The 13,697-nt window shown below is 43.2% G+C and carries 10 protein-coding genes; 8 read left to right on the top strand and 2 right to left on the bottom strand.

Annotated elements, in window-relative coordinates:
• Positions 1-25: 25 nt before the first annotated feature.
• Positions 26-823, bottom strand: coding sequence for an Mrp/NBP35 family ATP-binding protein (locus M9899_10540; GenBank protein MCO5114593.1), 798 nt, complete (start codon positions 821-823; stop codon positions 26-28).
• A 38-nt stretch (positions 824-861) separates the two neighbouring features.
• Here M9899_10540 and M9899_10535 point away from each other — a divergent pair, with 38 nt between their 5' ends.
• The 4 genes from M9899_10535 to smc all read left to right on the top strand — a co-directional run bounded on the left by M9899_10535 (position 862) and on the right by smc (position 8,985).
• A complete protein-coding gene (locus M9899_10535) occupies positions 862-1,269 on the top strand; it encodes a hypothetical protein (GenBank protein MCO5114592.1) in 408 nt (135 codons plus the stop codon).
• 75 nt (positions 1,270-1,344) lie between these two features.
• Positions 1,345-2,697, top strand: coding sequence for a glycine--tRNA ligase (locus M9899_10530; GenBank protein MCO5114591.1), 1,353 nt, complete (start codon positions 1,345-1,347; stop codon positions 2,695-2,697).
• Position 2,698: 1 nt separating this feature from the next.
• Complete coding sequence (gene ppdK, locus M9899_10525; GenBank protein ID MCO5114590.1) at positions 2,699-5,428, top strand: pyruvate, phosphate dikinase; 2,730 nt, start codon at positions 2,699-2,701, stop codon at positions 5,426-5,428.
• Positions 5,425-8,985: a chromosome segregation protein SMC gene (smc, locus tag M9899_10520; GenBank protein ID MCO5114589.1), complete on the top strand. Its 3,561-nt coding sequence runs from the start codon at positions 5,425-5,427 to the stop codon at positions 8,983-8,985. Before ppdK ends, smc begins: the two co-directional genes overlap by 4 nt.
• A gap of 5 nt (positions 8,986-8,990) precedes the next feature.
• Here smc and M9899_10515 read toward each other — a convergent pair whose 3' ends face one another.
• A complete protein-coding gene (locus M9899_10515; protein ID MCO5114588.1) occupies positions 8,991-9,533 on the bottom strand; it encodes a hypothetical protein in 543 nt (180 codons plus the stop codon).
• 138 nt (positions 9,534-9,671) lie between these two features.
• Between M9899_10515 and ftsY the strand changes: the two genes are divergently transcribed.
• From ftsY to rny, 4 genes are all read left to right on the top strand, one after another.
• Positions 9,672-10,853: a signal recognition particle-docking protein FtsY gene (gene ftsY / locus M9899_10510; protein ID MCO5114587.1), complete on the top strand. Its 1,182-nt coding sequence runs from the start codon at positions 9,672-9,674 to the stop codon at positions 10,851-10,853.
• Positions 10,854-11,158: 305 nt separating this feature from the next.
• Entirely contained in the window at positions 11,159-11,479 is a 321-nt protein-coding gene (zapA, locus tag M9899_10505) for a cell division protein ZapA (protein MCO5114586.1), read from the top strand.
• Between the two features lie 42 nt (positions 11,480-11,521).
• On the top strand, positions 11,522-12,100 hold the full coding sequence (locus tag M9899_10500; protein ID MCO5114585.1) for a 5-formyltetrahydrofolate cyclo-ligase: 579 nt from the start codon (positions 11,522-11,524) through the stop codon (positions 12,098-12,100).
• Between the two features lie 11 nt (positions 12,101-12,111).
• Positions 12,112-13,686: a ribonuclease Y gene (rny, locus tag M9899_10495; GenBank protein ID MCO5114584.1), complete on the top strand. Its 1,575-nt coding sequence runs from the start codon at positions 12,112-12,114 to the stop codon at positions 13,684-13,686.
• Positions 13,687-13,697: the final 11 nt, after the last annotated feature.

Here is a 13,697-nt window from a genome sequence, read left to right as displayed (position 1 = left end):
TTTAAATAAATAAAAATCTTAGTATTTATAAACTTAATTTTGTTTTTAAGTATTCAGCGATATTTTGAAAAGCCTGTGTGGATTCTGAATTAGGATCAAGTTGATTTAAGGGCACGCCTGTTTCGCAAGCCACAGCCAACTGAGGTTGGAACTGGATTTTAAATTTTTCCACATCGGCATTAAGGAAGCTCTCAGATTGTCCTTTAGGGAACAGATCAATCACATCATCGGTACCAGGAATTTTAAAACCTGCCATATTTTCAATAAAACCCATCACAGGGATTTTGATTTGCGCAAACATATCAAAGGCTTTGCGAGCGTCGGTCAAAGACAGATTTTGAGGCGTGGACACCACAAACGCTCCTGAAACTGTCACTTGTTGTGCCAAAGTCAGAGCCACATCACCTGTTCCTGGGGGAAGATCTACAACTAAGACATCCAAATCACCCCACTCCACATCGCGGAAGAACTGGCTCATGGCTTTAAAAAGCATAGGGCCACGCCAGACCACAGCTTGGTCTTCATCTACTAGAAAACCCATGCTCATGATTTTGAGGCCATATTTTTCTAAGGGTAATATCTTGTCTGTGTCTTCAGAAATTCCAGGTTTTTGATTCAAGCACCCAAAGATGCGAGGCATACTAGGGCCATAAATATCGGCATCTAGAACGCCTACTTTTAAGCCTAGGTTTTTTAAAGCAATGGCGATGTGGGCACTGGCTGTGCTTTTTCCTACTCCGCCTTTGCCTGAACCTACGGCAATAACGTGTTTGACTCCAGCGATAGGTCTTTGCAATTCATAAGGATTATTGGCGATTGTCATACCTACCCCTTCTATTCCAAATCCGCTAAGAATCAAGTATGAATGATACAAAAATCTTACTTTATATGATGGGAGCCGTGAGCCTCGTGCTGCTTCTCATCTTTAGACCCACCAAACCTAAACAGCCCTCGAAATTGCGTATGAAAGAGACGAGACGACCTGCGAGTGATGCCACTCAGATTGATGGGGCGCGCTGGGTTGCAGCAGAAAACTTGCAAGATGACCCTCCCATTGAGGTTTTTGAAGAGGCACAGTGGGTGAATCCCACGATCCAATGGAATGGCCAGACCCTAGATGCCTATGCGGTTTTAGGGCTACTACCTGGGGTCAGTCGTGAGCAGGTGCGTAGCCAGGCGGCAGCTCTTATTGCACGGGCGGCAAGTCTTCGTGAAAAGCAAAAAATTGAGTCGGCTTTAAGTGCCATTGAGACTGCTTTAATTGACTGAATTTGAACCCTTAGCTATGACTAAGATTACGCGATCTAAATTACCAAAACATACGCAAAATTGAGGGTTTAAATTATGTCCTTTGAAAGCAAGCCACTTGAGCAACTGTCCACATTAGTTTCTTTATCCAAGCGTCGCGGATTCGTATTTCAAAGCAGTGAAATTTATGGGGGCTTAAACTCATGCTGGGACTACGGGCCCTTGGGTGTACAGCTTAAGCGTAACATCAAAGAGGCATGGTGGCAGAACATGACCAAGCGTCTTGATGTGGTGGGTTTGGATGCCGCCATCCTTATGCACCCCAGAGTATGGAAAGCGTCAGGACACATTGATGAATTCACTGACCCGCTTGTAGATTGCAAAAAATGTAAGACCCGCTTTCGCGAAGACAAAGCTCCTGTCAATGATAAGGGCCAAGTGACGTGCCCTAGCTGTGGGTCTTCAGAGATCACGGAAACCAGAAATTTCAACTTGATGTTTAAAACCACTATGGGAGCGGTAGAAACCGAAGGGTCTACAATTTATCTTCGCCCTGAAACTGCGCAAGGGATTTTCGTGAATTTTGATAATGTGCGCGAATCTATGCGCAAAAAAGTTCCGTTTGGTATTGCTCAAATCGGAAAGTCCTTTCGTAACGAGATCACTCCAGGAAACTTCACTTTCCGTATGCGTGAATTTGAACAGATGGAGATGCAGTTTTTTGTAAAACCAGGTACGGACGAGCAGTGGTTTGAGTATTGGAAAGAAGAGCGTCGTAAGTTTTATACGGACCTGGGTTTAAAGGCTGAAAACTTAGACTGGCACCCTCACGGTCCAGATGAGCTGGCTCATTATGCGAAAGCGGCGATGGATGTGTACTATAAATTCCCATTTGGTTGGGAAGAGCTTGAAGGTGTGCACAACAGGTCCGATTACGATTTACGTCAGCACCAAGAGTTCAGTTCCAAAAACCTCATGTACTTTGATGAAGCTGCGAAAGAAAAATATTTACCTTATGTCATTGAGACCGCCGTGGGTGCGGACCGTTTGGCTTTGGCCGTGCTGTGTGATGCTTACAGAGAAGAGGTGGTCAATAAGGAAACCAACGATGTGCGGATTGTGATGGGCTTTAGCCCTAAGATAGCACCCGTGCAGGTGGCCATTTTACCTTTGTCCAAAAAAGAAGGCTTAACAGAACTGAGCACTAAAGTGTGCTCGCAACTTTCGCAAGAGTTTTCTGTGCAGTATGACGATGCGGGAAGCATTGGTAAACGTTATCGTCGCCAGGACGAGATCGGTACACCCATGTGTATCACTGTGGATTTTGAGTCTTTGGACGACGCACAGGTGACCGTGCGCCACAGAGACCTTATGACTCAAAAACGCGTTTCTATTGATTCATTAAACAGTTTTGTAAAAGATAAGATCAATAACTTCGAGGGATTTTAAAATGCAGACCACCTCGACACAGGGTAATCCAGAGGGAAAAACTATGGAAAATAAAAAGTATTTGTTCTTTTTTTCTGAAAAAGAAACAGATGGCAATGCTAAGATGAAGGATATTTTGGGGGGCAAAGGGGCCAACCTTGCTGAAATGTGCTCGATGGGAATTCCTGTTCCTCCTGGTTTCACCCTTTCCACAGAGCTTTGCAAAGTCTTCTATGAAAACGGTCAAAAGCTTCCTGAAGAAGTGAAAAACCAAGTCGTAGAGACGATGGACAGAGTGGGCAAAATTCTAGGTAAGACCTTTGGTGACCCTAAGAATCCTCTGCTTGTGAGTGTGCGTTCGGGTGCTAGAGCCTCTATGCCAGGAATGATGGACACCATTTTAAACTTGGGACTTAATGATGAAACTGTAAAAGGTCTTGCGGAACAGTCCTCAAATCCTCGTTTTGCCAAAGACTCTTACAGACGTTTTATTCAAATGTATTCTAACGTTGTGATGGGCATGAATGCCTCTTTGCTAGAAGTGATCTTAGAGGATTATAAAGCTGAAAAAAATTATGAACTAGATACAGAACTCACAGAAAAAGATTTAGATTGGTTAGTGCAAAAATTTAAAGAACAGGTCGAGGACTTCACCAATCAGGCTTTCCCTACAGATCCATGGGAACAACTCTGGGGAGCCATCACGGCTGTGTTTAAAAGCTGGAACAACTCTCGTGCCATCACATACCGTGAACTTAACGGTATCCCTGCGGAGTGGGGAACGGCTGTGAACATTCAATCCATGGTGTTTGGAAATATGGGCGAAGACTGTGCTACAGGTGTGGCTTTTACTCGCGATCCTTCCACTGGAGAAAAAGTGTTCTTCGGAGAATTTTTAGTGAATGCCCAAGGCGAAGACGTGGTGGCGGGAATTCGCACACCTCAGGCCATCAACAAACGTGGTGGGGGCGAGCCTGGTTCTTCTTTAGAAGAGGTGATGCCTGAGTCCTACGTGCGTTTGGTTGAGATTTATAACACTTTGGAAAAGCATTATCGCGACATGCAGGATTTGGAATTCACTATTGAACGTGGAAACTTATGGATGCTGCAAACTCGTAATGGGAAGCGCACCACTAAAGCGGCTTTGAACATTGCGCTAGACATGCTTAAAGAGGGTTTGATCAACGAAGAAGAAGCCATCCTTAGAATTCAACCCAGCAGCTTAGATCAACTGCTGCATCCCACATTAGACCCTAAAGCCGAAAAGACTTTATTAGCCAAAGGCTTACCCGCAAGCCCAGGTGGAGCTTGTGGTAAAGTGGTCTTCACCAGTGAAGAAGCCAAAGAGTGGAGAGAGAACGGAATTAAAACCATTCTTGTAAGAATAGAAACCTCACCAGAAGACATTGAAGGTATGGTGGCTGCGCAAGGAATTTTAACCACTCGTGGAGGAATGACATCTCACGCCGCTGTGGTGGCTCGTGGTATGGGCAAGTGCTGTGTGTCTGGTTGTGAAAATATCAGCGTGGATTACAAATCTGAAGAGATGAAGGTCAAAGGGTATGTGATCAAAAAAGGTGATGTGATCACCTTAGATGGCTCTACAGGTGAGGTGTTCTTAGGTGAAGTGGCCACAATCGAACCGAAACTAGATGGCAGCTTTTCTGAACTGATGGCTCTTGCAGATAAATACAGAACCATGGGTGTGCGCACGAACGCTGACACTCCTAAAGACGCCAAAATGGCCAGAGATTTTGGTGCCGAAGGCATTGGGCTTTGCCGTACTGAGCACATGTTTTTTGGCCCAGAAAGAATTGATGCCATTCGTGAAATGATCATGGCAGAAAGTACAGAAGAGCGTCGCACGGCTTTAGATAAGCTTCTGCCTTTTCAAAAAGAGGACTTCTTACAAATTTTTAATGAGATGGTAGGTTTGCCTGTGACGATTCGTCTGCTGGACCCACCTCTGCACGAGTTTTTACCTCATGCCGACAAAGACATCGAAGACCTAGCTAAAAAGATGGACGTCAACCCTAAGCGTTTAAAACAAAGAATTCAAAACTTAGTCGAGGCCAATCCTATGTTGGGACATCGTGGATGTAGATTGGCCATAAGTTACCCTGAAATTTATGAAATGCAAGCCCGTGCCATTGCTATGGCCGCGGCCGAGTTTTCCAAAGCTCAAAACAGCGAAAGCTTCGAACCCGAAATCATGATTCCACTTGTGGGTGTGTTTGGGGAGCTGAAAGCCTTAAGAGCCCTTGTGGAAAAGACAGTGAGAGATGTGCAAAAAGAAAGTGGGCAAAGCTTTAAATATAAAGTGGGAACCATGATCGAGCTTCCTCGTGCTGCCGTTACGGCCGACGAAGTGGCGGAGTATGCTGATTTTTTCAGCTTTGGAACCAACGATTTGACGCAGACAGCCTTAGGCTTATCTCGTGATGATGCGGGTAAGTTTTTGGGCACCTATGTTTCTGAAGGTCTATTGGAAAAGGACCCATTTGTCACAATTGATATAAAAGGTGTTGGCAAACTTGTGTCACTTGGGGTTGAATTAGGACGTAGGGCCAAGCCTCAACTTAAGGTGGGGATTTGTGGTGAGCATGGGGGAGATCCTTCGAGCATTGAATTTTTCCAAAGCGTAGGCTTGGATTATGTCAGTTGTTCACCATACCGTGTGCCGATTGCAAGACTTGCAGCCGCTCACGCCGCTCTCAAAGAGAAGAATGCAGCTAAAGGAGCACTTCATTGAGAATCAAAAAGCTAGAACTTGTAGGGTTTAAATCATTTAAGGATCGCACTGTCATTCAGTTTGATACAGGCATCACTGGCATTGTGGGCCCTAATGGTTGTGGAAAATCAAACATTGTGGACGCTCTGGTATGGGTGATGGGTGAGATGTCAGCCAAGCACCTTCGTGGTTCTTCAATGGAAGACGTGATCTTTGCGGGTTCGCAAGACTATGCTCCTACAGGTTTTGCTGAGGTGTCTTTAACTTTAGAAAACGATGGGGGTCCTTTCCCTGTTCAGTATTTGAGTCACAGCGAAGTGATGGTGACTCGTCGTTTGCATCGTTCTGGTGAATCCGAGTATCTGATCAATAAAGAGCCTGCGCGCTTAAGAGACATTCAAGAAATTTTTATGGACACAGGCGCGGGTTCGCGTGGCTTTAGTATCATCGAGCAAGGCCAAATCGGTAAGATCATCACCTCTAAGCCTTCAGAAAGACGCTCCTTGATTGAAGAGGCTGCGGGTATTACGAAGTTTAAAGTTCGTAAAAAAGAATCAGAGAGAAAGTTAAAAGCCACAGAACAGAATTTAATTCGTTTGGCAGATATTGTGACTGAGCTAAAAAGGCAGATGGAGTCTTTAGAGCGCCAAGCCCAAAAGGCGGAACGCTACAAAAAAATCAAAGATGAACTTACAGACAAAGAGATGTGGATCTTTTCCACACAGTTTGGAAAATTACTGACTCAGCAATCAGAACTTCTGGCTACCTTAGAGCAGGCTGAAGATCGTGAAGCAGGGTTTGAAGCTAGCTTTGCACAAGCTGAAGCTGAGTTTTTACAGCACAAAGAATTGGTAGTAGAGAAACAAACTGTCATCGAAGACATGCAGTTTAAGTTTAAAGACTTAAATCAAAAAGTGATTGAGTTAGAGAAATCCATTCGTGAAACGCAATTTGAAATTGAACAGGCTCGTCGCAGTACAGAGATGACAGGGTCTTTTGTAACTCAATATGAAGCTCGTTTTGAAGCTTTGACTGAAGAGAAGGCCAATATTGAAGACAAATTTATCAAGGCCCAAGAAGCTTATGATGAAGCTGAGACATTCTTTGAACAGAGCCAAAGCTTATTTGATGAGGCTTTTGCAAAAGTTCAAACCTGTGACCAGGCCTTGACTGAAAAGCGTCGCGCATTGATCAGCCTTGAGCAAAATCAAGTGGCTATTGGTGCTAAAAAAGAAGCCTTGCAAGAGAAGGAACAAGAGATTCGCGAGGAAAAAGCCCAATCCCAAGTGGCTTACGATGAAGTTCTGACTCAGAAAAAAGAATTTGAAACGCGCAGAAATGAGTTTTTCAAAAAATTAGAAAGCGAAAAGCAATTACAGTTAGATATGTCTAAGGACTTAGACACTTTGAGAAGCAACCTTGAAATTCAAAACCAGCAAAAGCAGGAAGCGTCTAGCGTCTATGAATCCACAAAAGAAGAGCTGACCCAAGTTTCAAGTTTACTTATGGGGCTTGAGAACTTACAAAAAAATATGGAAGGTTTTGATGATGGGGTCAAAGCCGCACTCACTCAAAACGCAAATCTTGGTCTTAAAACCATTGCCGATGTGGTGGATGTGCCCCCTCAATATGAGGCCGCATTTTCTGCTGTAGTGGGTGTTAAATTTCAAACTCTTGTCAGCCCTAACTTGGATATCCGCAAAGCCGAAGAGATCTTTGCTACGATCGAAAAAGAAAACCAAGGCCGTGTGGGATTTTTATTACAAAGCGAAGACATCAAAACCAGCGCAACAGGTGCGCCTCATTTCTTTAGTCTTGTCACAGTAGACGGAGCTTATGAGTCTTTATTAAAAGGCTTTCTGTCTCGTCTATTTTTAGTGACGGACGCCGTACAGGCTCAGGCTATTTTTAAAGAGATTCCTGAAGCCTTATGTGTGACCGAAACGGGTATGGTTTATGACTCCTTAGGGTTTGTAACGGGTGGCATGCAAGCTGATGGGGGAACTTCTTTAATTCGTCGCAAACGTGAGATCAAAGATCTGACGGATAAAAAAGAAGTGATGACGGAAAAGCTTAAAGCCGCACAAAAGAATTTAGACGCCATTGTAGAACGTATTTCCACAATAGAAAAAGACATCGAACAGACCCGAGAAGAAAACAACCAAAAAGAGATTACGATTGCGGGGTTGAAGAAAGATTTGGAACAAGCTGAGTACGAACTTAAGAACAGTGAAAACGCTCTAAGTAAATACGAAGCTCAGTTGCAAACGGTAGACACTCGCTGGCAGTCTTTAGCGCAAAGCCTAGAAGCACTTATAGAAAAAGAAAGCCAAGAACTGACCCAAATCCAAGAGCTTAAAGAAGAAGTGGATCAGTTAGATGAAGAGTTAAGAACCACACAATCTGGTATTGAAAACTTAAGACAAAAAGCTACAGACTCTAAGGTGACTTATGCTTCCAGCAAAGAGCAGCTTGAATCTATTAAAGTGAATTTAGAAAAAACAAGTTCAGCCCTAGATGAAGTGACCCGCGAGATTGAAAGCATGAACTTAAAGTCAGAGCAGTCTATGCAAGTGATGTCAGAAAATGAACTCGTGGTGGAAAAGCAAAAGATTGAATTGGAAAGGTCCATCACAGAAGTGCAACAGATTGAAGAAAAAATTTCTGCACTGAAAAATGAATACGAAGAGCTGGCAGAAAAAGCCCGCGAATCAGGTGAAGTGGTTTCAGCTATGACCATTGAAAAGGGACAGTTGAAATCCAGAGTGACAGAAGCTCAGCTACAAAAAGAAAAAGTAGAAACCCAAATGTCCTACATTCAAGAACAGGCTCAAGAAAAGTACGCCGAAGATATCATGGTGGCTTATACAAATTATGCAGATAAATTTTCTATGGACGAGTTCACACCTATTGAAGCAGAAGTGAAGGACTTAAGATCCAAGCTTGGCCGAATCGGAGAGGTGAACTTATCGGCGATCACAGACTATGAAGATGTGTCTACAAGATACAAGTTTCTTAGCGAACAGCAGGACGATCTATTGAAAGCTAAGGATCAGCTCAAGAAGGTGATTGAACGTATTAACCGTATTTGTTCCAGAAGATTCAAAGAAACATATGAAGCGGTGAATGAAAGATTTATGAAAGTATTCCCAGTTCTGTTCGGAGGTGGGGAAGCACGTCTGATTTTAATTGAAGGCACAGAAGAAGATCAAGAACCTGGAATTGATATCATCTCTAAACCTCCTGGTAAAAAGATGCAGAATGTCTCTTTGCTGTCTGGGGGGGAAAAGGCTTTAACGGCAGTGTCACTGATCTTTTCTATCTTCTTGGTTAAACCATCACCGTTCTGTTTACTGGATGAGGTGGATGCGCCTCTTGATGATGCCAACGTATTTAGATTTAATGATCTCGTCAAAGAGATGGCTAAGCGCAGTCAGATTATCATTGTTACACACAACAAAAACACAATGGCTGTGAACGACAAACTTTATGGTGTGACCATGCAAGAAAAAGGGGTATCGAAAATGGTATCTGTAGACCTTGAGGGGCGCGGCACAGAAAGAGTCGCTCACGCCTAGGGATTCTAAAATACAAGACTTAACCCTACAACTGAAACACTGACAACTGTGTCATACTTGTCAGTGTTACTTAAGGGCACAGAAACCCCAATGGCAGGGGTATAGTTGATAGTGTAAGATCCACCTGTAAAAATTGGAAAACGTTTTCCGAAGACTAAAGACACAAAAGTTGTGGTGTCGCTTGCGTCTTCAATGGTGAATGTCCCAAAACCATCATCCTCAGTGTACAGATAATCATAGCGAGCAATAGTGATCTGGGGTTTAAGATAAAATTTATTGTTATGGTCAACGGCGCCAAAGTTAAAAACACCGCCTAATGAAATTCCTGCACGGATGTTGTCTGAATTGGCTCGATCATATTTCAGGCCAAATAGCAGTTGCCAAGTACTATTCAGCTCAAAGAGATAATTACCTTCAATATTTACTGATGTGGCATCGCCAAATTGCACCACGGCTTCCGTGCTGTGAAGTTCCACTTCGTGTAGACGCGCGTGGGACTGTAAACCCCAAAAAAGACTTAAAAATAGACCAAAAATAATCTTTGCCATTTTACACCCCAAGAGACTTGCTGTATTGCTATCTAGGATAAACATGTCGCTCTTTTCAGTAAACTGCGCTCTGAAGGGGCTGTAAATATCTTCACCTAAAATAGTGGGTGAACTGGACTAAAGGACTTGGAGTTTAGTATGGGAACACAAGATCACAATTTGATAGTGTTACTGGTCGTTGTCACCATTGTGGGTTTATTTTTTACGGGCATCTACTTTTTACTTCGCTCCATGTTTGGGCAAAGGGTCGATCAAGACTGGCAAGAGTCAAAAAAAGAAGCTGCGGCCCTTGAAACTACAGACACCGTAATTGAAAGACGTGTTCAAGATACTGACAAAACGGATAAGGCGGCGGAGGCTCTTGCCAAAGGTGCAGCACAACGCCCAGACCCTTCCAAAGCTTCACTGCAAGACATCTTAGAGGGAAGTCGTAGAAGTTTTTGGAGCCATCTCAGTTTTTCCACTTCTAAAAATTTACAAATCGCAGATGTTTTAGAAAAGATCGAAGAGGCTCTTTATATGGGTGACCTTGGTCCTCAGACTGTGGCGTTCTTGGTGGAAGAGGCTCAATCCTATTTTTCTAAAAATGAACTTACAGAAGAATCACTAAGAGCTTTTTTGAAATCTAAAATGTCAGAGATCTTAGGTGAAAAGAATTTTTCCAATGATGTTTATGAACAGTTATCAGATAATACGGCTCAAACCACAGAAGGCCCATTGGTTTTATTGATTGTGGGTGTAAATGGTGCGGGCAAAACAACCACGATCGGTAAGCTTGCTGGGAATTTAGTAGAAAATGGTAAGAAGGTATTGATTGCAGCGGGTGACACTTTTAGAGCCGCAGCGGAAACGCAACTTAAGGTGTGGACTGAGAGGGCTCAAGCTGAAATCTTTTCACCTGAAGGGGTAAAGGACCCTAGTGCTGTGGCTTTTGATGCTGTGGCCAAAGCAAAAGCCAAAGGTTTTGATGTGTGTATTATAGATACCGCAGGCCGCTTGCACACCCAGAGCAATCTTATGGATGAACTAAGTAAGGTCAAAAGAGTGATCACCAAAGTCATTCCCGAAGCCCCTCATCACACTTGGTTAGTTCTGGATGCCAACTCAGGCCAGAATGCTTTATTTCAAGCTAGAAACTTTCATGAAAAACTCAATGTGACAGGGGTGATCCTCACCAAGATGGATGGAACCGCTAAAGGCGGGGTAGCTCTAGGTGTGGTCAACGAATTAGGTCTACCTGTGAGATACGTCGGTATAGGCGAATCCGCCGTGGATTTAAGACCCTTTAATCAAAAAGAATTTGTAGACTCGTTAATTTAACCCCCTATTTCTTGATCTTCATCTTTATCTCCATAAGGCGGCGGGTCCAGTCCCCAGATTTAGGTCAAAAAAGCATCAAATATAAAGTCATCTATAGCTCTTTTGGGATAAATGTCTTAAGATAAAACAGATATGGCCAATAATGCCGCGTGGCAAAAGTTGTGTTATAATCAAGAGTGGCCGATGCCCTAGATGTGCTGACATCTTAAGCTGAGGCTCAAGAATGAAGCGATGGTGGGTGTAGGGTTTTTGAGCTTTAACACTCATTGTGAAACTAAAATTTAAATTAAGAAACTTTGAGACGTATGTCTGGTGAAATTGTGGACGCAAAAGAACAACAAGTATCTCGTATTTACGAAGTGAAGATTGCAGGTATGGAGCTGCGTTTGCGTTCAGATCAACCCGAAGAGAGGGTCAAAAAATTGGCCGCTCTGGTAGATCAACAAGTTGCTAAACTTCTAAAAAAACAATCCAATGCAAATATGAAACACGCGCTACTTCTAGCTTGCCTAGATCTTGCGGGTGAGCTTTATGACATTAAACAACAATCTCTTGAGCACATTCAAGATATTGAAAAAGAAGCCTTAGAACTTAAAAAAGCCATGCGTACCTCTCTAGGTTTTTAAAATTGGGCTAAAAGCCCTCTTTTATGAACGGATAGATGAGCGATGAACATTGAAAATACCAGAAGAGATTATCCCAGCCTTGGCACAAAGGCCGAGTGGAGACAGTGGGTGCAACAGCAAGCCCCAGTATCTTCTGCGTTCGCGTCGGTAAGTTACCTGGAAGACTTTTTAAAGCATTGTGCTCCCTTAAACAGCATTTGGGGAGGCTTCCAATCTTTAAGTCCAGAACCCTTGATTGCATGGGAGCAGATATTGCCTGCCCAAAATTTACAATGGGCTTTTCCCAAAGTGGTCAGTGATACGGCTATAGAGTTTTACCAGACACAAAGTTTTAAACCCCATCCCAAGTTTGGGATGCCAGAGCCAGACCTTACAAAAGCTAAACCCGTCTCTTCTGAGGCGATGGCGGGGGTTGTGGTTCCTGGGCTTGCCTTTGACAATCGAGGATTTCGATTAGGCCGAGGTAAGGGATATTACGATCGTTTTTTAAAAGACTTTAAAGGCTTAAAAGTAGGTCTTTGCAGTCATAAATTATTTGTATTAGGTCCACTTCCTAAAGACAGCTGGGATGTGGAGATGGATTATATAATAACTGATGAATTTATATTCAAAGCAGAATGATGAGGTAGAAGATGAGTATAGGAATTATAGTACTTGCTGCGATTTCAGGTTTAAGTGTGGGGATTGTCCTGACCCTAGTTGTAAAAAGTTTTTTTGATCAAAAGTTAAAAAGAAACGCCGAACTAGAGGCCAGTCGCATCACACAAAAAGCCATGTCTGAGGCCGCAAGAATCGAAAAGGATTCAAAAAACAGAGCCAAAGAGTTTGAAAAAAGAGCCCGCAGAAATGTGGAAACAGAGATCAAAAGAGAAAAAGAAAAGATCACAAATCTAGAAAACAGCTTCAAAAATAAACAGAAAGATTTGGATAAGGAAAGAAATCGTTTAACGCAAAATTTTGAAGACAAAGAGCGCGCCTTAAAAGGTCGTGAAGAAGTGGTCAAAGTCGCAGAAAGCAAACTGCAAGGTGCTCAAGAACGACTTGAGCAGAAGATCGCCGAAGTGACAGATAAGCTCACTCAAGTGGCGTCATACTCTAAAGATCAAGCCAAAAGAGAACTGATGGAGATGATGGAAAACGAAGCTAAGCTTGAGTTTTCAAAAGATCTGGTCCGTTTAGAGGACGACACTCGTGACAAAGCCGAAAGAAAAGCCAAGCAGATCATCAGCATTGCCATTGCAAGATATGCGGGCGAGTACTCCGCTCAAAACACCACAAGTGTATTGGCACTTCCTAGCGAAGATATGAAAGGTAAAGTGATTGGTAAAGAAGGACGTAACATTCGTGCCTTTGAAGCCCTTTGTGGTGTGGATCTGATCTTAGATGAAGTTCCAGATTCCGTTGTGATCTCTGGTTTTGACCCCGTTAGAAGAGAGGTTGCCAGACGTACATTGGAAAGTCTTTTCCAAGATGGAAGAATTCATCCTTCAAGTATTGAAGAGACAGTGAATAAAACCAAGAAACAGTTATTTAAATCCATTCGTGAGGATGGAGAAAAGGCTTGTGATGAATTGGGCATTACAGGCATGCATCCCAAAGTTTTAGATTTGGTGGGAAGCTTAAAATACAGAACTTCATACACACAAAACAACTACTCCCATAGTATTGAAGTGGGTTTTATTGCGGGTTTAATTGCCCAGCAGATGAATGAAGATGTGATGGCTGCACGCCGAGCGGGTCTGTTGCATGACATAGGTAAAGCTCTAGATCATAGCGTGGAAGGAAGTCATGCGGTGATTGGTGCCGACTTTGCTAAAAAGTACGGCGAGAAAGAAAATATCTGCCATGCCATTCGCTCACACCATGAAGATGAAAAGCCGACAACCGCTTTGGCCTTCATTGTGACCGCAGCCGATGCGATTTCTGGAGCCAGACCTGGAGCACGTAAAGCCACTCAAGACGCTTACATTAAACGTTTAGAAGACTTAGAGTCTATTGCTAATAGCTTTGATGGAGTGACAAGAACGTTTGCAATGCAAGCAGGGCGAGAGATTCGTGTGCTTGTTGACAGTTCTAAGGTGACCGATGAACAGTCTTTAATGCTCTCTAGAGACATTGCCAAGAAGATTGAAAAAGAGATGAGTTTCCCTGGGCAGATCAAAGTGACAGTCCTAAGAGAAACCAGAGCCATCGAACACGCAAGATAAAGACAAAAAGA

This window comes from Pseudobdellovibrionaceae bacterium, assembly GCA_023954155.1.
Lineage (GTDB): Bacteria > Bdellovibrionota > Bdellovibrionia > Bdellovibrionales > UBA1609 > JAMLIO01.
Note: the sequence above shows the minus strand (reverse complement) of the source record. Positions and strands in the feature narration are given on the sequence as shown.

Excerpts from the sequence above, each read along its gene's own strand:
- rny (MCO5114584.1), top strand. The coding sequence starts at position 12,112 with ATGAGTATAGGAATTATAGTACTTGCTGCGATTTCAGGTTTAAGTGTG.
- M9899_10540 (MCO5114593.1), bottom strand. The coding sequence starts at position 823 with ATGACAATCGCCAATAATCCTTATGAATTGCAAAGACCTATCGCTGGA.
- M9899_10500 (MCO5114585.1), top strand. The coding sequence starts at position 11,522 with ATGAACATTGAAAATACCAGAAGAGATTATCCCAGCCTTGGCACAAAG.
- ppdK (MCO5114590.1), top strand. The coding sequence starts at position 2,699 with ATGCAGACCACCTCGACACAGGGTAATCCAGAGGGAAAAACTATGGAA.
- M9899_10535 (MCO5114592.1), top strand. The coding sequence starts at position 862 with ATGAATGATACAAAAATCTTACTTTATATGATGGGAGCCGTGAGCCTC.
- ftsY (MCO5114587.1), top strand. The coding sequence starts at position 9,672 with ATGGGAACACAAGATCACAATTTGATAGTGTTACTGGTCGTTGTCACC.
- M9899_10530 (MCO5114591.1), top strand. The coding sequence starts at position 1,345 with ATGTCCTTTGAAAGCAAGCCACTTGAGCAACTGTCCACATTAGTTTCT.
- M9899_10515 (MCO5114588.1), bottom strand. The coding sequence starts at position 9,533 with ATGGCAAAGATTATTTTTGGTCTATTTTTAAGTCTTTTTTGGGGTTTA.
- zapA (MCO5114586.1), top strand. The coding sequence starts at position 11,159 with ATGTCTGGTGAAATTGTGGACGCAAAAGAACAACAAGTATCTCGTATT.